The sequence below is a fragment of the Caballeronia sp. INML1 genome, assembly GCF_023631085.1.
Taxonomy (GTDB): domain Bacteria; phylum Pseudomonadota; class Gammaproteobacteria; order Burkholderiales; family Burkholderiaceae; genus Caballeronia; species Caballeronia turbans.
Genome location: NZ_JALQDT010000004.1, coordinates 217149 through 237922, shown reverse-complemented (window position 1 = coordinate 237922; position 20774 = coordinate 217149). Strand labels below are relative to the sequence as shown.

General features: G+C 64.2%; 13 protein-coding genes and 1 pseudogene. 5 read left to right on the top strand and 9 right to left on the bottom strand.

The annotated features are described in order from the left end of the window. Window positions 1–113 precede the first annotated feature (113 nt). Window positions 114–1262, top strand: coding sequence for a galactonate dehydratase (gene dgoD, locus NCR38_RS02115; protein WP_250476316.1), 1149 nt, complete (start codon window positions 114–116; stop codon window positions 1260–1262). Between the two features lie 3 nt (window positions 1263–1265). On the opposite strand, the gene pabB is transcribed toward dgoD, so the two are convergent. From pabB to grpE, 5 genes and pseudogenes are all read right to left on the bottom strand, one after another. Next, the gene (gene pabB, locus NCR38_RS02110) at window positions 1266–3053 is read right to left on the bottom strand and encodes an aminodeoxychorismate synthase component I (protein ID WP_250476352.1); all 1788 of its coding nucleotides are present in this window, start codon (window positions 3051–3053) and stop codon (window positions 1266–1268) included. A gap of 37 nt (window positions 3054–3090) precedes the next feature. After that, complete coding sequence (dnaJ, locus tag NCR38_RS02105) at window positions 3091–4227, bottom strand: molecular chaperone DnaJ (RefSeq protein ID WP_061117765.1); 1137 nt, start codon at window positions 4225–4227, stop codon at window positions 3091–3093. A 236-nt stretch (window positions 4228–4463) separates the two neighbouring features. Beyond that, entirely contained in the window at window positions 4464–6419 is a 1956-nt protein-coding gene (gene dnaK / locus NCR38_RS02100) for a molecular chaperone DnaK (RefSeq protein ID WP_061117766.1), read from the bottom strand. Window positions 6420–6581: 162 nt separating this feature from the next. Beyond that, a pseudogene (locus tag NCR38_RS02095) lies at window positions 6582–6982 on the bottom strand (thioredoxin family protein). Window positions 6983–6998: 16 nt separating this feature from the next. After that, window positions 6999–7589, bottom strand: a complete 591-nt coding sequence (gene grpE / locus NCR38_RS02090) for a nucleotide exchange factor GrpE (protein ID WP_061117768.1) — start codon at window positions 7587–7589, stop codon at window positions 6999–7001. A gap of 359 nt (window positions 7590–7948) precedes the next feature. Between grpE and NCR38_RS02085 the strand changes: the two genes are divergently transcribed. Further along, window positions 7949–8110, top strand: coding sequence for a hypothetical protein (locus NCR38_RS02085; RefSeq protein WP_181291003.1), 162 nt, complete (start codon window positions 7949–7951; stop codon window positions 8108–8110). Here NCR38_RS02085 and NCR38_RS02080 read toward each other — a convergent pair. The 3 genes from NCR38_RS02080 to hrcA all read right to left on the bottom strand — a co-directional run bounded on the left by NCR38_RS02080 (window position 8082) and on the right by hrcA (window position 10718). Beyond that, entirely contained in the window at window positions 8082–8489 is a 408-nt protein-coding gene (locus NCR38_RS02080; protein ID WP_061117769.1) for an RNA-binding S4 domain-containing protein, read from the bottom strand. The genes NCR38_RS02085 and NCR38_RS02080 overlap by 29 nt on opposite strands. Before the next feature lie 24 nt (window positions 8490–8513). Beyond that, window positions 8514–9581, bottom strand: coding sequence for a ferrochelatase (hemH, locus tag NCR38_RS02075; RefSeq protein ID WP_250476315.1), 1068 nt, complete (start codon window positions 9579–9581; stop codon window positions 8514–8516). Between the two features lie 120 nt (window positions 9582–9701). Then, entirely contained in the window at window positions 9702–10718 is a 1017-nt protein-coding gene (hrcA, locus tag NCR38_RS02070) for a heat-inducible transcriptional repressor HrcA (protein ID WP_061117771.1), read from the bottom strand. A gap of 185 nt (window positions 10719–10903) precedes the next feature. Between hrcA and NCR38_RS02065 the strand changes: the two genes are divergently transcribed. Both NCR38_RS02065 and recN read left to right on the top strand, forming a co-directional pair. Beyond that, window positions 10904–11800, top strand: coding sequence for an NAD kinase (locus NCR38_RS02065; RefSeq protein ID WP_061117772.1), 897 nt, complete (start codon window positions 10904–10906; stop codon window positions 11798–11800). 35 nt (window positions 11801–11835) lie between these two features. Next, the gene (gene recN / locus NCR38_RS02060; protein WP_250476314.1) at window positions 11836–13488 is read left to right on the top strand and encodes a DNA repair protein RecN; all 1653 of its coding nucleotides are present in this window, start codon (window positions 11836–11838) and stop codon (window positions 13486–13488) included. Window positions 13489–13495: 7 nt separating this feature from the next. On the opposite strand, the gene glnE is transcribed toward recN, so the two are convergent. Further along, window positions 13496–16288 carry a bifunctional [glutamate--ammonia ligase]-adenylyl-L-tyrosine phosphorylase/[glutamate--ammonia-ligase] adenylyltransferase gene (gene glnE / locus NCR38_RS02055; RefSeq protein ID WP_250476313.1) on the bottom strand — a complete coding sequence of 931 codons (2793 nt, stop codon included), beginning with the start codon at window positions 16286–16288 and terminating at the stop codon, window positions 13496–13498. A gap of 183 nt (window positions 16289–16471) precedes the next feature. Between glnE and NCR38_RS02050 the strand changes: the two genes are divergently transcribed. Continuing rightward, window positions 16472–20758, top strand: a complete 4287-nt coding sequence (locus tag NCR38_RS02050) for a YhdP family protein (RefSeq protein ID WP_250476312.1) — start codon at window positions 16472–16474, stop codon at window positions 20756–20758. Window positions 20759–20774 lie beyond the last annotated feature (16 nt).

Below are 20774 nucleotides of genomic sequence, written 5' to 3'. Positions count from 1 at the left end.
TTATGGGCTATTCGACTGATGTTTCGTAGAACCCGACTTAAATACAATAATACTATTAATATGCCTTGATCGCGGCTTTTTGCTAACATGGATGACCCTTCAGGAGACGCTCAATGAAAATCACGAAGCTCGAAACTTTTATCGTTCCGCCGCGCTGGTGCTTCCTCAAGATCGAAACGGACGAAGGCATCACCGGCTGGGGCGAGCCGGTTGTCGAAGGCCGCGCACATACGGTGGCCGCCGCAGTGGACGAACTCGCCGACTATCTGGTCGGCAAGGACCCGCGTCATATCGAAGACCTGTGGCAGGTGATGTACCGCTCCGGGTTTTATCGCGGCGGTCCTATCGGCATGAGCGCGATCGCGGGCGTCGATCAGGCGTTGTGGGACATTCTCGGCAAGCATCACGGCGTGCCGGTGCACGCGCTGCTCGGCGGCCAGGTGCGCGACAAGATCAAGGTGTATTCGTGGATCGGCGGCGACCGTCCGAGCGATGTCGCGAATAACGCGCGCGCGGTGGTCGAACGCGGCTTCAAGGCCGTGAAGATGAACGGCTCGGAAGAGTTGCAGATCATCGATACCTTCGACAAGGTGCAAGGCGTGATCGACAACGTGCACGCGGTGCGCGAGGCCGTCGGTCCGAATGTGGGGATCGGCGTCGACTTTCACGGACGCGTGCACAAGCCGATGGCGAAGGTGCTCGCGAAGGAACTCGATCCGTTCAAGCTGATGTTCATCGAAGAGCCGGTGCTGTCGGAGAACGTCGAGGCGCTGCGCGATATCGTCAGCCAGACGAGCACGCCGATCGCGCTCGGCGAGCGACTCTACTCGCGCTGGGACTTCAAGCACATTCTGGCGGGCGGTTACGTCGACATCATTCAGCCGGATGCGTCACATGCGGGCGGCCTGACCGAATGCCGCAAGATCGCGACGATGGCTGAAGCCTACGACGTCGCGCTCGCGCTGCATTGCCCGCTCGGGCCGATCGCGCTCGCGACCTGCCTGCAGATCGACGCGGTGAGCTACAACGCGTTCATTCAGGAGCAGAGCCTCGGCATTCACTACAACAAGGGCAACGACCTGCTCGATTACATCAAGAATCCGGAAGTCTTCAAGTATGACGACGGGATGGTTTCGATCCCGCAGGGACCGGGGCTCGGCATCGAGGTGGACGAGGAGAAGGTGCGAGAGATGGCGAAGGTCGGGCATCGCTGGCGCAATCCGGTTTGGCGTCATGCGGACGGCAGCGTCGCGGAGTGGTGATGCTTAGCGCCGAAGCCTTGCCTTCAGGCCACCGCGTAATGCGTTGCTGATGAGCAGGGCTTCGGCTTTCTGCAAGTCATCCATCGTCAGCGTGCGTTCGGCGGCACCGAGTTCTTCGATGAGCACCGCGCGCATCACGCCTGGCAACACGCCGGCGTCGACGGGCGGCGTCCACCACTTTCCGTCGAGCTGCACGAAGACGCTCGAACGGCCGCCTTCGGTCAGCTCGCCGCGTTCGTTGACGAAGAGCATGTCGAACGCGCCTTCGGCTTCGGCGGCTTTCCATGCGCGATCGTAGTCAGCGCGGCGTGTCGTCTTGTGACGCAGCAGCGGATCGCCGGACGATTGTGGTGCGAAGCCGCGATCGGACGCGAGCAACACTTCCACCGTATCCGATGGCAACGGCGCCAGCGGCGCGCTCGTGATCGTGATGCGTCCGCGCTTGTCCAGCGCGATACGCATACGATACGGCGTGCCGGCGTCGAATTGCGCGCACTGCTTCTCGACTTGAGCCGCGAGCGCGCGCTCGTCGAAAGCAAAGCCGAGATAGGCGGCGCTTGCCTTCAGTCGCGCGGCGTGGCGCGCGTAGTAGCGAATGCCTTCGTCGCGCGTCGCATAGGTCGTCTCGAAGAGTTCGAAGCCAGGGTCCGCGCCGGTCAGGAAGCGTGCTTTCAACAGACACTCCTCGTATTCGTCTGCCGCGACGCTATCGAGCACGATGCCCGCGCCGATGCCGAGCACGCCGCGTTTTCCCGCGGCATCGACGACGAGTGTGCGAATCGCCACCGACAGACAAACATCGCCGCTCGCATCCAGCCAGCCGATTGCGCCCGTATAGAGGCCGCGCGGCGAGCTCTCGATTTCGTCGATCAGTTGCATCGTCCCATACTTCGGCGCGCCGGTGATCGAACCGCATGGAAAAAGCGCGCGCACGATGCCGGCGAACGACGTGCCGGGAATCACGCGCGCTTCGATCGTCGAGGTCATCTGCCACACCGACGCATAAGGCTCGACCGCGAACAGCACGGGCACATGCACCGAACCCGTGACCGCCACGCGCGACATGTCGTTGCGCAGCAGATCGACGATCATCACGTTCTCGGCGCGATTCTTCGGATCACGGCGCAGCGCTTCGGGATCGGTGTCGCGCGGCGCGGTGCCTTTCATCGGCCGGGCGCGCAGCAGATCGCCCTGCTTCTCGACGAATAATTCCGGGGAGCACGACACCACCGACCTGCCATCGGGCAACGCAATCAGCGCGCCGTAATGCACGGCCTGCCGCTTGCGCAAACGCCGGTACAGCGCGAGCGGCGTGCCGAACACGTCGAAGTGCAGACGGAAGGTGTAGTTGATCTGATATGACTCGCCCGCGCGCAACGCATCCTGCACAGCGGCGATCGACGCATCGAACTCATCGCGCGTGACGCTCGATTCGATGCCCGCGATGCCTGCCGTCAGGTCATCGCCTTCCGAGGCGAGCCAGGCGTCGACCTCATCGCGCGAAAGACGCGCGCACTCGCGGAACATGAGCACGCGCAGCGCATGATCGTCGCCGCGTCCGGTGCTGCCGAACTGGAGATTGCGTCCGAACTCGTAATCCGCGACGACGACCGCATGGAGACCGCATTGCAAGTCGCGTTCGATGTCGCCGCAGACCGCGTCGAGCTCACGCGCATCCGCGCACGCGCGTTCGTGCGCGAAGTCCGTGTACAAACGACTCGACCGCCTTTCGGCGGTCGCATCGCAATCGTCGAGCAGCGCGAACACCGCGCTGCGCTCTTCGGTTTTCATCGTCATGCTCGCACGACGTTTAACGCGTTCAACCGCATCAATCGAAGAAGCTCTTCACACGGTCGAACCAGCTTTTGCTTTGCGGACTATGCCGCGCGCCGCCCTGCTCCAGCGACTTTTCGAACTGCTTCAGCAGATCACGCTGCTGTTCCGTGAGCTTGACCGGCGTTTCCACCTGCACATGCACGTAGAGATCGCCGGCGATGCTCGAACGCAAGCCCTTGATACCCTTGCCGCGCAGACGGAACGTCTTGCCGGACTGCGTGCCTTCCGGCACCGTGAAGCTCGCGCGACCCGCCAGCGTGGGCACTTCGATCTCGCCGCCCAATGCCGCCGTCGTGAACGGAATCGGCATCTGGCAATGGAGGTCGTCGCCGTCGCGTTCGAACACCGTGTGCTGCTTGATGTGGATTTCCACGTACAAGTCGCCGGCCGGTCCGCCGTTGATACCCGGCTCGCCGTTGCCCGCTGAGCGGATGCGCATGCCGTCGTCGATGCCCGCCGGAATCTTCACTTCCAGCGTCTTCGTTTCCTTCACCTTGCCCGCGCCGTGGCAATTGGCGCACGGATCGGGAATGTAGCTGCCGCTGCCGTGGCACTTCGGGCATGTCTGCTGGATGCTGAAGAATCCCTGCGACATGCGCACCTGGCCCTGGCCATGACAGGTCGGGCAGGTTTCCGGCTTGGTGCCCGGTTTCGCGCCCGAGCCGTGACATACGTTGCAGTTCACCCAGCTCGGTACGCGGATCTGCGTGTCGTAGCCGTGCGCCGCCTGCTCCAGCGTGATCTCCATGCTGTAGCGCAAGTCCGCGCCGCGATACACCTGCGGGCCGCCTCGGCCGCCGCGAGCAGCACCGCCGGCCGCCTGTCCGAAGATGTCGCCGAAGATATCGCCAAAGGCATCGGCGAAACCGCCGAATCCCTGTGCGCCCGCACCCGCCATGTTCGGATCGACGCCCGCGTGGCCGTACTGATCGTACGCGGCCCGCTTCTGCTGGTCGGAGAGCATTTCGTAGGCTTCCTTCGCCTCCTTGAAATTCTCTTCCGCCTTCTTGTTGTCCGGATTGCGGTCAGGGTGATACTTCATCGCGAGCTTGCGATACGCCTTCTTGATCTCGTCGTCGCTCGCGTTTTTCGCGACGCCCAGAACGTCGTAGTAATCCCGTTTCGCCATGTCGGTTCGATGCCGCCGCGCTTACCCGCGACGGTTCCTGTCAGATGCTGCGAGTCCGTTGCTTCGACTCGCGCGTAAAACTTCGCGCGCCTCGCCTAAATCAAGACGCCTCTGAAAAAACAACGTGCCCGGAGAGCCGTGAGGCTCGCCAGGCGCGTTACACGTAAGACGCGTCACGCGTCCCGGTGATGCCACCGAAAAGCGCGTGAGCGTTGCCACTCGCGCGCCCTCACGGCTTAGTCCTTCTTCACTTCCTTGAAGTCGGCATCGACGACATCGTCGTGATGCTGGCTCGCGCCCGCATCCGCCGAAGCGCCCGCGCCCGCGGCACCCGCCGCCGCGCTCGCCGCGCCCTGCTGCGCCTGCATGTCGGCGTACATCTTTTCGCCGAGCTTCTGCGACGCTTGCGCCAGCGCCTCGACCTTCGCTTCGATCGTGGCCTTGTCGCTCGAACTGCTCTTCAGCGCGTCTTCGAGGTCCTTCAGCGCCGCTTCGATCTTTTCCTTTTCCGAAGCGTCGACCTTGTCGCCATACTCGGCAACGGCCTTCTTCGTGCTGTGGACCAGCGCGTCACCCTGGTTGCGGGCATCGGCCAGCTCGCGCAGCTTGTGATCTTCCTCGGCGTTGGCTTCGGCGTCCTTCACCATCTTGTCGATTTCCGCGTCCGTCAGACCCGAGTTCGCCTTGATGGTGATCTTGTTTTCCTTGCCCGTCGCCTTGTCCTTCGCGCCCACGTGCAGAATGCCGTTCGCGTCGATGTCGAAGGTCACTTCGATCTGCGGCACGCCGCGCGGTGCGGGCGGAATGCCCTCGAGGTTGAACTCGCCGAGCAGCTTGTTGCCCACGGCCATTTCGCGCTCGCCCTGGAACACCTTGATGGTCACGGCGCCCTGGTTGTCGTCGGCCGTCGAATACACTTGTGAGTGCTTCGTCGGGATCGTCGTATTCTTGTTGATCATCTTCGTCATCACGCCGCCGAGCGTCTCGATGCCAAGCGACAGAGGCGTCACGTCGAGCAGCAGAACGTCCTTGCGGTCGCCCGACAGAACCTGACCCTGGATCGCGGCGCCCACGGCCACGGCTTCGTCCGGGTTCACGTCACGGCGCGGGTCCTTGCCGAAGAACTCCTTGACCTTTTCCTGCACCTTCGGCATGCGCGTCATGCCGCCGACGAGAATCACGTCGTCGATGTCGCCAACCTTCACGCCCGCATCCTTGATCGCGATGCGGCACGGTTCGATCGTGCGCTCGATCAGCTCTTCGACGAGCGCTTCGAGCTTCGCGCGGGTGAACTTGAGGTTCAAGTGCTTCGGACCCGACGCGTCGGCCGTGATGTAAGGCAGGTTGATGTCGGTCTGCGCCGTCGACGACAGTTCGATCTTCGCCTTTTCAGCGGCTTCTTTCAGGCGCTGCAGCGCGAGCACGTCCTTCGACAGATCGACGCCCTGCTCTTTCTTGAACTCGCCGATGATGTAATCGATGATGCGCTGGTCGAAGTCTTCACCGCCGAGGAACGTGTCGCCGTTCGTCGACAGCACTTCGAACTGCATTTCGCCGTCCACGTCCGCAATTTCGATGATCGAGATATCGAACGTGCCGCCGCCGAGGTCGAACACCGCGATCTTGCGGTCACCCTTTTCAGCCTTGTCGAGACCGAACGCGAGCGCGGCTGCCGTCGGCTCGTTGATGATGCGCTTCACTTCCAGACCGGCGATGCGGCCCGCATCCTTCGTTGCCTGACGCTGGCTGTCGTTGAAGTACGCCGGCACCGTGATGACAGCTTCCGTGACCGGCTCGCCGAGGTAATCCTCAGCGGTCTTCTTCATCTTGCGCAGGACTTCGGCGGAAACCTGCGACGGCGCGAGGTTTTTCCCGTGCGCTTCGACCCATGCGTCGCCGTTGTCGTGCTTGACGATCTTGTAGGGCATCAGGTTGATGTCCTTCTGCACTTCCTTCTCGTCGAAGCGGCGGCCGATCAGGCGCTTGACCGCATACAGCGTGTTCTTCGGATTGGTGACCGACTGGCGCTTGGCAGGCGCGCCGACGAGAATCTCGTTGTCATCCATGTAAGCGATGATCGACGGCGTGGTGCGCGCGCCTTCCGAGTTCTCGATGACCTTGACCTGGTTCCCTTCCATCAGCGCCACGCACGAGTTCGTGGTGCCGAGGTCGATGCCGATGATTTTGCCCATTTTTTATACTCTCCTAGCTTTGATCGCAGTGGCGTTGCGGCGGCGGTGTGTCGTGCCTGACGCCGGCTTTTGCCGATTTACCGGGCCGAACGCCCAAAATTCATACCTGTACGCAAGATAAGAGCGTCAGTTTCGATTTCAAGACCCTGAACGCGATGCGGTCTATAACTTTTTTTGCGCGGCGCCGATCTTCTCACGGGCCGCCTTGACTGCCGTTTCGAACTGAGCGAGTCCATGCCAGCCGGTCACCCGGCCGAGCCGTTTGCCCCGATGAAACAAGAACCAGGTCGGCACGCCGTGCAGCATGAACCGCCGGCTGAGTTCGCGATGCGCGTACACGTTGCTATGGAACCATTTCAGGCCGAGCGCGCGGATCGCATCGGGCTTCGCGAGCATCGCTTTTTCGGCGATCTCGCAATTGAAGCAGTCGCGGCCCCAGAAGAACACCACGGCCAGCTCGTCGCCCGCCGATGCAAGACCGGCGTCGAGAAACCGGCTTCATCGAGCGCCTGCATGTCGAGGACCACCGCAAAAGCGGCCGAATCGACGAGCACGCTGGCCATGATCGCTCCGGATGCGTTATTTCGGCGCGGCGACGGTCACGAGCGCCGGACGCAGCACGCGATCGGCGATCACATAGCCCTTCTGAAGCACCGTCACGACGGTGTTCGGATCCTGCTCGGCCGGAACCATCGAAATGGCCTGATGACGATGCGGATCGAATTTCTCGCCGACAGGATTCAACGCGATGACGCGGCCTTTCTCCAAGGCGCCCGTCAGCTGACGCAGCGTCAGTTCGACACCTTCGCGAACCTTGGCGAGGTCCGAGGATTGATCCGAAAGCGCCGCTTCGAGACTGTCAAGCACGGGCAACAAGTTTTCCGCGAAATTTTCGATGGCAAATTTATGCGCCTTCGCGACATCTTCCTGGCTGCGGCGGCGCACGTTTTCCGTCTCGGCCTTGGCGCGCAGGAAATCTTCCTTCAGCGCCGCGATGGTCGCCTGCGCCTCGGCCAACGCCGCCTCGGCCTCGTTCGGCGCCGTTTGCGGCGCGGCGGCCGCGTCTGCCGGCGCGGCCTGAGCCGTGCTGGTCGTGTCTGCGGCCTGGCGCGCGTTATCGTCGGCGGGCGTGGGGTTCTGGCTCGCTGAATTTTCTTGCGTGTTTTCCATGTCGCTCAATATGAATTGCTGTTGAGTAGAATCGGCTGCGAAAGCGGCGAACAGAGTTGAGATCGCGTCTTTCGCACTAGCGCCGGAAATTGGGGCGTCGAACGCATTTTCAAGCTTTAAAGGCGAATTTTTGCGACTAGTTTCCGGCCCTCGATGGCACGAAATGGCCTGTAACCCACGCTTCGCCGCACCGCGCAATTTAGAGATTGAGGGAAAGCCCTGACTGGCCTACACTTCAACGAAGCACTGCAGACGCACGTTTACCCTAATCCTACGTATTGCTTCAACCCGCTTTCAGCCCTTGCCCGTTTCCTGAACCGGCCGCTTTCTGACCGGGCAACCCGTTCTCCGGGGGTACCATGAAACTGACCTTTGCTATTGCGGTGGTCGCCCTGGTACTCGTCGCGGGAACGACCACCATCTGCATGTCCGGCGTCGTGACCGACCGTAACACCGAGTACGGCGGCGTTCACGCGACCATCGAAAGCTACTTCAATCCGAACGAGAAAATTTGTCGATGATCCGCCGGTCTCGTTTGGTTGGCCTGCCCTGCATGCCGGCGGCGGGTTCGCGGAACGTCTTGCGACGCTCGGCCTCGGCCATGCGCTTCGCCCGGCCGTCCTCGGTCTCGGCGTAGAGCATTCGCGCGACCGTGGCCGGGCCGCGCACGTCGCACAACCCGAGTACTTCGACCTGCCAGACGAGCCCCTCGATGTCGATCTCGACGATATCGCCGACGCGCACATCCTTCGACGGCTTTACATTCGCCCCGCCGACCTTCACGCGGCCCTTCTCCACCGCATCGCTCGCAAGCGAACGCGTTTTGTAGAAACGCGCTGCCCAAAGCCACTTATCGATGCGCAAACGCGCGCCAGGTTCCGTCGAAATTTTGTGATTCATCGGTGAATGCTTGAAAAGCCTTGTTCAGGCCACCGCGGTGAGCGGCTGCACGGACTGTACGGGCCATCCCTGCAGATGCTGCGCGGCAATCTCGCCGAGCGCCTTGATCCACGCGGAAGCCGAGTTCAGACAGGGAATCCGGTGGAAATGCCTGCCGCCAGCCTTCAGGAATTCGTCACGCACCTCGATGCCGATTTCCTCGATCGTTTCGAGGCAATCCGCCGTGAAGCCGGGACAGAACACGTCCACGCGCGCGACGCCGCCTGCGCCGAGCTCCATGACCGTCGGCGCAGTGTACGGCTGAAGCCACTCCGCGCGGCCGAAGCGCGACTGGAACGTCACGCGACACTCCACCGGCGTGAGCCCAAGTGCGGACGCGAGCAGCGAGCCGGTCAACTGGCATTGGTCGTGATACGGATCGCCGAGATCCATCGTGCGCTTCGGCACGCCGTGGAAGCTCAGGACGAGCTTGTCGCCCGCGGCGAAATCCGGCTGGCCGTGATGCCGCCAGTAGTCGCGCACCTGCTCCGCAAGCGCGGCGATGTATGCCGGATGATCCGCGTAGTGGCGGATCGTGCGGATTTCCGGCTGATTGCGCACGCGCTTGAGCGCGGTAAAGGCATCGTCGAACGCGGTGGCTGTCGTGGACGATGAGTATTGCGGATACATCGGCAAGAGAAGGATGCGATCGGCGCCTTCGAGCTTCAGCTGATTCAGCATTGCGCCGATGCCGGGCGAACCGTAGCGCATCGCATAGTCGACGATCACGTGATAGTCGTTCGCCGCGAACAGCCGCCGCAGGCCCTCGACCTGCTTTTCCGTATGCACGCGCAGCGGCGAGCCTTCGGGCATCCATACTTGAGCGTATTTCTTCGCCGACGCGCGTCCGCGAAACGGCAGGATCAGCCCGCGCAGAATGACCTGCCACACGATCGAAGGTATTTCGACGACGCGCGGATCGGAAAGGAATTGCGCCAGATACTTGCGCACCGCCCGCGGCGTGGGCGCGTCCGGGGTGCCGAGATTGATCAGCAGCACCGCGACGCGATGGGAAGCGCTGGGCTGCGAGGGCAACTCGAGGTCGAAACGCATAGGGCAAGCGGGCCGGAAGGGACGTCGAAAAGGTGAAGACCATTATAGCGGCGGGTCCACGAGCGCATCATTGGCCGAATGGCCTAGTGGCGCAGCCTTGCGTGCCGCGCCAAGATGGCGTTACTGGTGGCTGAGCGACATCGAGAGCAGGCGCGCGGTGATGTCCACGATCGGAATCACGCGGTTGTAGGCCATGCGTGTCGGGCCGATCACGCCGAGCGTGCCGACGATCTTCCCGTTGACCTCGTACGGCGCCGTCACGACGCTCATTTCCTCGATCGGCACGAGATTCGACTCGCCGCCGATGAAAATCTGCACGCCTTGCGCGTGGCTCGAAACATCCAGCAATTGCAGGAGGCTCGTCTTTTGGTCGAACAAATCGAAAAGCTTGCGCAGCCGCGCCATGTCGGACGAAAGGTCCGCCACTTCGAGCAGGTTGCGCTCGCCGGAAATGAGTACGGTGTCCGTGGGATCCGTCTCGGCGGTGCTCGCGACCACGGCCGCCTGCATGAGCGCGGTCATGTCGCCGCGCAACTGATCGATTTCCTCGCGCAGGCGCCGGCGCACTTCGTCGAAGGACAGGCCCGCGAAATGCGCGTTGATGTAATTGGAGGCTTCGACGAGCTGCGACGGCGAGTAGTCGCGCTGCGTCGCCATCATGCGGTTCTGGACATCGCCCTCGGGCGTCACGATGATGAGCAGAATACGCTTGTCGGACAGCCGCATGAACTCGATCTGCTTGAACATGTGGCTGCGGCGCGGCGTGAGCACGACGCCCGCGAACGACGACAGATTGGACAGCACGCTCGCCGCCGCGGCGACGATTTTCTGCGGCTCCTCGCCCTGCAGCCGGGTCTTGACCGCAGTGGTCATGGCTTCGTCTTGCGGCGCTTCTACAGTCAGCATCGTATCGACGAAGAGCCGGTAGCCGCGCGGCGTGGGAATACGTCCCGCCGACGTATGCGGGCTCGCGACGAGGCCGAGCTCCTCGAGATCCGACATCACGTTGCGGATCGTCGCGGGACTCAGTTCGAGACCGGAATGGCGTGATAGCGTGCGCGAACCGACCGGCTGACCTTCGGCGATATAGCGCTCGATCAACGTCTTGAGGAGGGTTTGTGCACGTGGGTCTAGCATGGGGAAATTTTAGCTCAACGAGTCGGGGGGCGGCGAGCCGCGCCGCGTGCGCTGCGTTCAACGTCCGCTCCATTCTAGCGAGAATCGACGGGCGTGCCGCGCAACGTCGCGCGGTCCCGTCGCAGCACGACCGTCCAACCTCGCCCACGGTTCTTTTCGATCTCTGACTATGGTGTAATGCCGGCATGGAAATTGGCCAATTCAAGACCGTCGCCCTCGTGGGGCGCACCAACACGCCAGGCATCGAGGCGCCGCTGAGATCGCTCGCCGGTCTTCTTGCGCAGCAAGGCTTCGAGGTCGTGTTCGAGGCGGGCACCGCGAAAGACGTCGGTGTGACGGAGTTTCCCGCGCTGTCCATCGCGGAGATGGGTGCGCGCGCGGACGTCGCAATCGTGCTCGGCGGCGACGGCACCATGCTCGGCATCGGCCGACAGCTCGCACCCTACAAGACGCCGCTCATCGGCGTGAATCACGGGCGGCTCGGCTTCATCACGGACATTCCGCTCAAGGCGATGCAGGAAATCGTCCCGCAACTGCTCGCCGGCCAGTTCGAGCGCGAGGAGCGCAGCCTGCTCGAAGCGCGCATCGTGCGCGACGACAAGCCGATCTATCACGCACTCGCGTTCAACGACGTCGTGGTGAATCGCAGCGGCTTTTCCGGCATGGCGGAGCTGCGCGTGTCGGTGGACGGCCACTTCATGTACAACCAGCGCTCGGACGGCCTGATCGTCGCGACGCCGACGGGCTCGACCGCTTACGCGCTGTCGTCGGCTGGGCCGATTCTTCATCCTCAGTTGCAAGGCTTTGTGCTCGTGCCGATCGCGCCGCATTCGCTGTCGAACCGTCCGATCGTGCTGCCTGACGATTCGAAGGTGACCATCCAGATCATCGGCGGACGGGACGTCAACGTGAATTTCGACATGCAGTCCTTCACCGCCGTCGAATTGAACGACGCGATCGAAGTGCGGCGCTCGAAGCACACGGTGCCGGTGCTGCATCCGGTCGGCTACAGCACTTACGCGACGCTGCGCAAGAAGCTGCACTGGAACGAGCATCCGTCGCAGGACGCCTCTTCGCTCTGAACTAACTTCTCGTCTTCCCCTTTCCCGAAGCGTCCATGCTCCGTCATCTTTCCATTCGAGATTTCGTCATCGTCGCCACGCTGGATATCGATTTCGATCCAGGTTTCACGGTCTTTTCGGGAGAAACCGGCGCGGGCAAGTCGATCCTGATCGACGCCCTCGCGCTCACGCTCGGCGCCCGCGGCGACGCGAGTGTCGTGCGCACGGGCCAGGCGCGCGCCGATATCACCGCGGAGTTCGGCACCCATCCTTTGGTGACGCGCTGGCTGGACGAGCACGCGTTGGCGCAAGACAGCGACTCGGTCATGCTGCGCCGGGTGATCGATTCGGGCGGCCGCTCCCGCGCGTTCATTAACGGCACGCCCGCGACGCTCGCGCAGCTTCGCGAAGTGGGTGAAATGCTCGTCGACATCCACGGGCAGCACGCGCATCAGTTGCTGATGCGTCCCGACGCGCAGCGCGAACTCTTCGACACGCACGCGCAGTTGCTCGACACCGCCGGCGCGGTGAGTCGCGCGTGGCGGGCCATGCGCGACGCGCAGCAGGCCGTCGAGGCCGCGCAAAGCCGCGACCGCGAGCTGCAACTGGAGCGCGAACGCCTCGCGTGGCAACTGAGCGAATTCGACAAACTCGCGCCGCAACCGGGCGAATGGGAAGAAGTGAGCGCGGAGCATCATCGGCTGTCGCATTCGGCGAGTCTCATCGACGGCGTGCAGGGCGCGCTCGGCGCGCTTTCGGAGTCCGACGAGGCCATGATTTCGCAGCTCGGCACGATCATCTCGAAGGTGCGCGGCCTCGCCGATATCGATCCCGCGCTTAATGACGTGCTCGCGTCGCTCGAACCGGCGGAGATCCAGTTGCAGGAGGCGTCGTATTCGCTGTCGCATTACGCGCAGCGGCTCGAACTCGATCCCGACCGGCTCGCGCAAGTCGAAAGGCGCATGGATCAGCTTCACTCGACGGCACGCAAGTTCCGCCTTCAGCCCGAAACGCTGCCCGAGGAACACGAAGCGCGCCGCCGCCAGCTCGCCGAACTCGACGCCGCCGCCGATCTCGACGCGCTCAACGCCGCAGCGGACAAAGCGAAAGGCGAATATCTCGCGCACGCCAACGTGCTGTCGAAGGCGCGCGCGAAGGCCGCGAAGCATCTCTCGAAAGCAGTCACCGCCGGCATGCAGGAGTTGTCGATGGCGGGCGGCAGCTTCGAAGTCGCGCTCGTGCCCCTCGCCGAAGGCGGCGCCAACGGGCTGGAGCAGGTCGAGTTCCGCGTTGCCGGTCATGCGGGCGTCGCGTTGAGACCGCTCGCGAAAGTCGCGTCAGGCGGCGAACTGGCGCGTATCAGCCTCGCGCTCGCCGTGATCGCGAGCACCGCGAGCCCGACGCCCACGCTCATCTTCGACGAGGTGGACACGGGCATCGGCGGCGGTGTCGCGGAGGTGGTCGGGCGTCTGCTACATCAACTCGGGCGTGACCGTCAGGTCCTATGCGTGACGCACCTGCCGCAGGTGGCCGCGCGCGGCGATCAGCACTTCCAGGTCGCGAAGTCTCCGGACGACGCCGGCGGCACCGTGAGCACGGTGACCCCGCTCGACAAGAGCAGGCGCATCGAGGAAGTCGCGCGCATGCTGGGCGGGCTGGAGATCACCGCGACCACGCGCAAGCACGCGAAGGAAATGCTGGCCGCCTGAAGCCGGCTCAGCCCGCCACGCTGAACACCCGCTCCCACAACGCTGTCACCGCGTCGCGCTCGGTCTGAACCTCGGCCGGATCGACGCGCGCCTTCTCCATGCCGTCGAGCCGCAGCGTGTGCTGGAGCTTGCGGTAATGCCGGTAAGCCGCGCCGATGACTTCCGCTTGCGCTTCGGCGATCAGTCCGCTTTGCGCAGCGATCTTGAGCAGCGTGATATTGCCCGCGTTGCGCAGAAACGCGCGATGCTCGCGCGCATGCAGCAGCACCCAGTACTGCACGATGAACTCGATATCGACCATGCCGCCGCGATCGTGCTTCAGGTCGAACAGTTCGCTGCGATTCGGATGGCCGTCGGCGACGCGCTGACGCATCGTCGCGATCTCGCGCGCCAGAGCGGCGGCATCGCGCTCCATGATGAGCACGTCGGCGCGAATCTTCTCGAACTCCGCGCCGATTTCGGCATCGCCCGCGCTATAGCGTGCGCGCGAAAGCGCCTGATGCTCCCAGACCCACGCGGTGTTCGCCGCGTCGCCCTCGCGGATCTGATAGCGGCGAAACGTTGCGAGATCGGTCACGAGCAGGCCGGATTCACCGTTCGGCCGCAGGCGCAAATCGACGTCGAACAGCGTGCCCGCGCCGGTCGCCGCCGTGAGCCACGTGATGAGGCGGCGCGTGAACATCGCGTAGATGTCGGAGGCCGCGTCGTCGTCATCGTCGTAGAGAAAGATGAGATCGAGATCCGACGCGTAGCCCAGTTCCTTGCCGCCGAGCTTCCCGTACGCGATGACCGAGAAACGCGGCGTCTCGCGATGCCGCTTCGGGAACTGCTTCCACACGGTTCGTACAGTTACGTCGAGCACGGCATCGGCGAGTTCGGAAAGACGGTCGCTCACATGCTCGACGCTCAAATGGCCGGCGAGATCGATCAGCAAAATGCGGAACACTTCGGCCTGGTGCGCGTGACGCAACAGATCCATCTGATGCTCGACGTCCTCGGCAGCGTCGAGCCGCGCGATCAGCGAGCGCTTGAACTCGGACCAGTCGAACGGGCTGGCGATCGCTTCGTCGTCGAGTAATTCGTCGAGCAATTGGGGATGGCGGATCAGATAGCCCGCTGCCCAGCGCGAGCCCGACAGCACCGACAGCACGCGCTCGAGCGCCGCCGGATATTCCGTCAGCAACGCGAGATACGCGCCGCGTTTGCCGATCGCTTCGAGCAGATCGAACAGCCGCACGATGATGTCGCCGCGCTTGCCCGCATCGTTCGACTGCACGGCTTCGAGCGCCCGCTGCGCAACGATGTCGAAGCGCTCGCGGCTCTGCGACGGCAAGCCGGCATAGCGCGCCGAATTCCACACGCCCGTCAGACGCGATAGCACTGGCGCGGGGTCCGCGAAGCCGAGTTCCGCCAGGCGCGCGGCGAGTTCTTCCTGCGCGGAGTCGTCGGCGAGCGCGCTGCTCCAGATCCACGACGCCGCCGAATCCTCCGCGACGCCGCAGCCGCCCTGCCCGCTCACCTTGTCGGCGAAGATCGCGTCGAACTGCTGCTCGACGAGCTCGCGATGCGCATCGAGCTTTTCCATCAGCGCGGCATAGTCCGCGAAGCCGAGCGACTTCGCGAGCCGCGCGCGCTCGTCGTCCGCGACGGGCATCGCGTGCGTCTGCGCGTCGTTGCGATATTGCAGCCGATGCTCGACCGTGCGCAGGAACAAATACGCGTCGGACAGCGCCGCGCACACGTCGGGCGCGAGCAAGCCGTGCGCGGCGGCGCGTTCGAGCACGGCGAGCGTCGGACGAATGCGGAAATCCGCCGCCTGACCGCCGCGAATCAACTGAAACACTTGCGCGCTGAACTCGATCTCCCGGATGCCGCCGCGTCCGAGCTTGATGTCGTCGGCTTTGTCGGGGCGCATCGATGCGCGCCGCCGCGCTTCCTGCCGAATCTGCTGATGCAGCGAGCGGATCGCCGCGATCACGCCGTAATCGAGATAGCGCCGGTAGATGAACGGCGTCGCGATCGCTTCGAGCTGTTTCATGAGGCGCCTGGCGGATTCGCTTTGTGTCTCCGAAACGAGCCGCCCCTTGATCCATGCGTAGCGCTCCCACTCGCGGCCCTGCACGTAGAAATACTCTTCGAGCATTCCGAGGCTGCACACGAGCGGGCCGGAATCGCCGTTGGGCCGCAGCCGCATGTCGACGCGGAACACATAGCCGTCCTGCGTGATCTCCGCGAGCGCGCCGATCAGGCGTTTGCCGAGCCGTGTGAAGAATTCCTGCGTCGCGAGCGCGGAGCGCGTGCCGCCCGAGGTTTCGCCGTCCTCTTCATAAACGAAGATCAGGTCGATGTCCGACGATGCGTTCAGCTCGCGCCCGCCGAGCTTGCCCATGCCGACGACGCCCAGCGTGAGCCGCTCGCCGTCCGGTCCGCGCGGTTCGCCGAAGAGCGCTTCGAGATCCGCGGACAACACCGCGAGCGCGCGCTGGACGGTGACTTCGGCGAGATCGGTCATCGCGCCGGTGACTTCGGCGACATCCGCCGCGCCCGCGAGATCGCGCTCCATCACCGTGCAAAACACATCCGTTCGCAGTCGACGCAGCGCGGTCTTGAGCGCGGCCTCGTCGAGCACGCCGCTTTCGGTGCACGGCTTGCAGTGCGCATCGAGACGCGCCTCGATCCATGCGCGCGTGATGCGCGAGCGCGCCCACTGCGCGACATTTGACGCCAGTTCGGGCCGCGCTGCATACGCGCGCGCCGCATAGTTGGAATAGTCGGAACTGAGGAGAGTGTCGGCGGTCATGAATGGTTGGGTTCGCTCATTGCTTCCGGTAAGACATAACGCTTCACGCATTGCGCCGCGAGTCTTGCCGGGCGCGACTTTGCGAGCATCCACGCGTACACGGGCAGCGGCCTTCCCCGCTTTGCCCGTGTTACATTTCAGCGTCAAACACGCAAAACTACCATATCGCCCGACAGCAGCAGCATGTCCGACAGCAGACGATCCGTCGACCCGACCGAAGTTGGACAAGCCAAGCCCAGCGGCAACGCCGAGCGCGTGCTTTCACGCGTCTTCAAAATCGTTCTGGTCATCGCGGCCATCGCGTATTTCGCGGTGGCGGGCGTGTATGTCGGCCTGCGCTATATCGTCATGCCGCAGGTCGATTCGTTCCGGCCGCGCATCGAGGAACTCGTCTCATCGAAGATCCAGGCGCAGTTGCATATCGGCAGGATTTCCGCGCGATGGTCGGGGCTTTCGCCGACACTCGATATCGACAATCTGAGCATCGACGCCGCCGATGGCTCGCCGGGTCTCGCCGTGCCGCACGCGAGCGCGAGCATCGCGTGGGCCTCGCTGCTGCATCTGCGGCCCAAGCTCGCGGACCTGACCGTCGACGGCCCCGACGTGATCATCGCGCGCAATGCGGACGGCGCGCTGACCGTCGCGGGCGTGCCGATTCCCACGCATCGGACCGGCTCGAACGCGTTCACGACCTGGCTGCTCGGCCAGGACCGCATCCTTCTGCGCGACGGCACGCTGCGCTGGCGCGACGCTCAACGCGCCGCGCCCGAGATCGCGTTCAAGCGCCTGCATCTGGCGATCATCAACGACGGCACGCGGCATCGGCTCGCGCTCAAGGCGCCCGCCGACGGCGACGTGCTGCACGGCCCGCTCGACCTGCGCGCGGACTTCCGTCATCAGCCTTTTTCCGCGATGGGCGCGCCCGCCAACTGGGCCGGCCGTCTCTACATGTCGACCGGGCCGGTCGATCTGCCGATGCTCGCGCGCTACGTGAAGCTGCCTTTCCAGATGTACGGCGGGCGCATCAACAACCAGATCTGGCTGAACTTCGCCGGCGGCCAGTTGCAGAACGCGACCGGCGAGCTGACCGGCGCGAACGTCGCGCTGCGCGTGCGCGCGACGCAGCCGCGTCTCGATCTGCCGATCGCGCGCTTCGGCTGGAGCATCGACAGGAACGACACCGAGTACACGTTGAATCTGCGCGACCTGCATGCGGAGCTTGGCCAGCCGCCGCTCGAGGACGGCACGCCGGTCACGCGCCTGCTCGTGTCGCGCTCGCTGACGGGCACATATCGGCCGCCGGGCGTGGGCAAGGGACAACTGGTGCGGCTGACGGGCGATTCCGTCGATATCGGCATCCTTGCGGAATTCACGCGCGCGCTGCCGGTGCCGGCAAAAGTGCTCAACGAACTCGTGCGCTTCAATCCGCGCGGCCAGGTGTCGAACTACACGATCTTCACCGAGCGCGCCGCGCCGAAGACCGAAGAAGAAGCGCAGGAGCAGCGCAAGAAGGGCGACGCGCCGCTTTTGCACTACGCGTTGAAGGGCGATCTCCAGGGTCTTAGCATCCAGGCGCAGGAGCCGCCACCCGGACTCACGATCAACAATCATCCACGCGCGGGCATTCCGGGCGTCGAGAACATGTGGGGCACGGTCGACGCGAACGAGAAGGAAGGCCGGATCACGATCGACACGAAGAACGTGGCCGTCATCATCCCCGGCGCGTTCGACGATCCCCGCCTCACCTTCGACTCGCTGCAAGGCAATGCGCGCTGGACTGTGGCCGACGCGATCGCGCCGGGCGAACTGCGCCGCGCCTTCACGATCCACCTCGAAAGACTGCGCGTCAAAAACGCCGACGCCGAAGGCGAAGCCACCGCCGATTACTGGAACCAGGGCCACGGACGCGGCAATCTCGACCTGAAGGCGAAGGTCGCGCATCTGAAGGTGACGAGCCTCGTGCGCTATCTGCCGACGAGCCTGAACGAGCGCGTGCGCGTCTATCTCGGCCATGCGCTGCAGGCGGGCGTCGCGAAGAACGGGACGATCGAAGTGCACGGCGATCTCACGCGCTTCCCTTACGCGAAGTTTCCCGACGCGGGCATCTTCCGCATCGAGGCGCCGTTCAGCGGCGGCAAGTTCGACCCGACGCCGTTTCCGCCGCGCAAGATGGCCAACGGCCTGCCGAACTTCTGGCCGGCGTTCGAGGGCATCGACGGCACATTCACGCTCGCGCAGAACAAGCTCGGGTTCGACATCGACAAGGGGCATTACCGCGGCGTGAAGGTTTCGAAGGTCATCGGACGCATCGACGATACGGGCAATCGTGAGACGAAGTTGTGGATCGACGGCAAGGCACGCGGCCCGCTCGCCGACATGCTGCAATACGTCGACGACAGTTCGCTCGGCCTGATGGCGAAGCACGCGACGCGCAAGATCAACGCCAAAGGCGACGCCGCACTCGCGCTCACGCTCGGCATTCCGCGCTATCGTCCGCCCGCGCCGCAACCGCCGCTCAAGCCCGAGTACAAAGGCTCGCTCACCTTCGCGGACAACGAAGTCACCTACGGCAATCTGCCGCCGCTCACGCATCTGCGCGGCCGCGCCGACTTCGCCGCGAAGACCGTGACGCTCGACGGCCTGACCGCGCAGTTGCTCGGCGGCGACGTGCGTGCAAAAGGCGGCGTGCAGCCCGACGGCAGCTATGCGATCGACGTGAACGGGCGCATCGGCGCGGACGCCGCCACGCGGCTCAACAAGCGGATCACGCCGCAGGTCGCGGAATTCATGAAGCGGATCAACGGCACCGCGCCTTACGAGCTGCACGTGCACGGCGCGAGGAACGCGTTGCCGATCATGCAGGCTCGCTCGGATCTGACGGGACTCGGCATCGATCTGCCCGCGCCGTTCAGCAAGCCGCAAGGCACGCCGATGCCCTTCTCTTTCACGTTCCAGCCCGCGCCGGGCGGTGCGTCGGACCTCCACGACGCGCGGCTCAGCTTCGGGCCGGTGGCAGCGCATTACGTACTGCAGCAGATAGGCCGCGCGCAGGTCAGGATCGATCCGCAAAACGCGGCCGAGCCGATGAACATGCGCGCGCGTCTGAAAGTCGTGCGCGGCGCGATCGGCTTGAACAAGGCCGCCGACTTGCCGGCCGAAGGCGTCATCGCGAACGCGGATCTGAACGAGCTCGATGCCGACGCATGGCGCAAGGTGTTCGCCGATATCGCCGCCGCCGGCGCCGCGACGCCGCAAGCCGCCGACGCGAACGCGCCTGCCCCCCCGATGAGCGAGAGCGTCAGTCAGTTCGTCCCGACGCGCGCTGCCATCCACATCACGACGCTCAAGCTGCTCGACCGGCGGTGGGAGAACATCGCGATCGACGCGAGCGGTGCCGATCGCAAGTGGCAGGCGAACATCGCGTCGGATCGGGTGTCGGGCGATGTTGCGTGGACGCCGGGCGCGACCCGGGACAGTCCCGGCGCGTTGCATGCGCGCTTCGCGAAAGTCGTGATTCCGGAAAAGACGGGAAGCGAATCCACCGGGCAGGTCATGAAAAAGCCGCCGCGCAACGTGCCGACGATCGATCTCATCGTGAACGAGCTCGTGTATCGCGGTCACAGCCTCGGGCGGCTCGAAGTCGACGCGCACAACGAAGTCATCGCCGACGAACCGATCTGGACACTCGACAAGCTCGAGCTCGCGAACCCCGACGCGACGCTCACCGCGAACGCCACGTGGCGCACGCTGCCGGGCGGCGTCGTAAAGGCAAACACCGGCGACGGCGCGCCGCGCCGCACGTCGCTCGCTTTCAAGCTCGATGTGAAGAACGGCGGACAGTTGATCGACCGTTTCGGCGCGCCGCGCGTCGTCAACTCGGGCAGCGGCACGGTCGCGGGCCATGCGGGCTGGAACGGCGGTCCGACTGCCGTCGATGTGAACACGCTCGATGGCGACGTCGCCGTCGATCTGCGTCACGGCCAGATCCTGCGTGCGCCGGGCGCGGCGAAGTGGCTCGGCATCTTCAGCCTGCGCAGCCTCGCCAACCTGCTGACGCTGCACTTCGAGGATGTCGTCGGAAAGGGTCTGCCGTTCGAGAAGATCACGGGCAATGCGAAGATCGTCGATGGCATCAGCCGCACGGACGACTTTCTCATGGTCACATCGCCCGCGCGCGTGCAGATGCAGGGCCTCGTCGATATGCCGAAGCAGACGCAGGACCTTCACGTGAAGGTGATTCCGACAGTCGGCGCGGGCGCGGCTGCGATCGGCGCCGCGGTGATCAATCCCTTGCTCGGCCTCGGCGTGCTTGCGGCGGACATCGCGCTGTCGGCATCGATTCAAAAAGCATTTGCGCTCGACTATTCGATCACCGGCTCATGGAGCAAACCCGTCGTTAAGCGGCTCACTGGCGATCAGGGTAAGATCGAAACACCCGCCGCCACCGCGGTTCCGTCCGCTGCCCGCTGAAAACGGGCGGTCGCAC

Coding starts and splice junctions, on each gene's coding strand:
- pabB (WP_250476352.1), bottom strand. CDS start 3,053: ATGAAAACCGAAGAGCGCAGCGCGGTGTTCGCGCTGCTCGACGATTGC.
- NCR38_RS02085 (WP_181291003.1), top strand. CDS start 7,949: ATGAAACTGACCTTTGCTATTGCGGTGGTCGCCCTGGTACTCGTCGCG.
- glnE (WP_250476313.1), bottom strand. CDS start 16,288: ATGACCGCCGACACTCTCCTCAGTTCCGACTATTCCAACTATGCGGCG.
- NCR38_RS02080 (WP_061117769.1), bottom strand. CDS start 8,489: ATGAATCACAAAATTTCGACGGAACCTGGCGCGCGTTTGCGCATCGAT.
- hemH (WP_250476315.1), bottom strand. CDS start 9,581: ATGCGTTTCGACCTCGAGTTGCCCTCGCAGCCCAGCGCTTCCCATCGC.
- hrcA (WP_061117771.1), bottom strand. CDS start 10,718: ATGCTAGACCCACGTGCACAAACCCTCCTCAAGACGTTGATCGAGCGC.
- recN (WP_250476314.1), top strand. CDS start 11,836: ATGCTCCGTCATCTTTCCATTCGAGATTTCGTCATCGTCGCCACGCTG.
- grpE (WP_061117768.1), bottom strand. CDS start 7,589: ATGGAAAACACGCAAGAAAATTCAGCGAGCCAGAACCCCACGCCCGCC.
- dnaJ (WP_061117765.1), bottom strand. CDS start 4,227: ATGGCGAAACGGGATTACTACGACGTTCTGGGCGTCGCGAAAAACGCG.
- dnaK (WP_061117766.1), bottom strand. CDS start 6,419: ATGGGCAAAATCATCGGCATCGACCTCGGCACCACGAACTCGTGCGTG.
- dgoD (WP_250476316.1), top strand. CDS start 114: ATGAAAATCACGAAGCTCGAAACTTTTATCGTTCCGCCGCGCTGGTGC.
- NCR38_RS02050 (WP_250476312.1), top strand. CDS start 16,472: ATGTCCGACAGCAGACGATCCGTCGACCCGACCGAAGTTGGACAAGCC.
- NCR38_RS02065 (WP_061117772.1), top strand. CDS start 10,904: ATGGAAATTGGCCAATTCAAGACCGTCGCCCTCGTGGGGCGCACCAAC.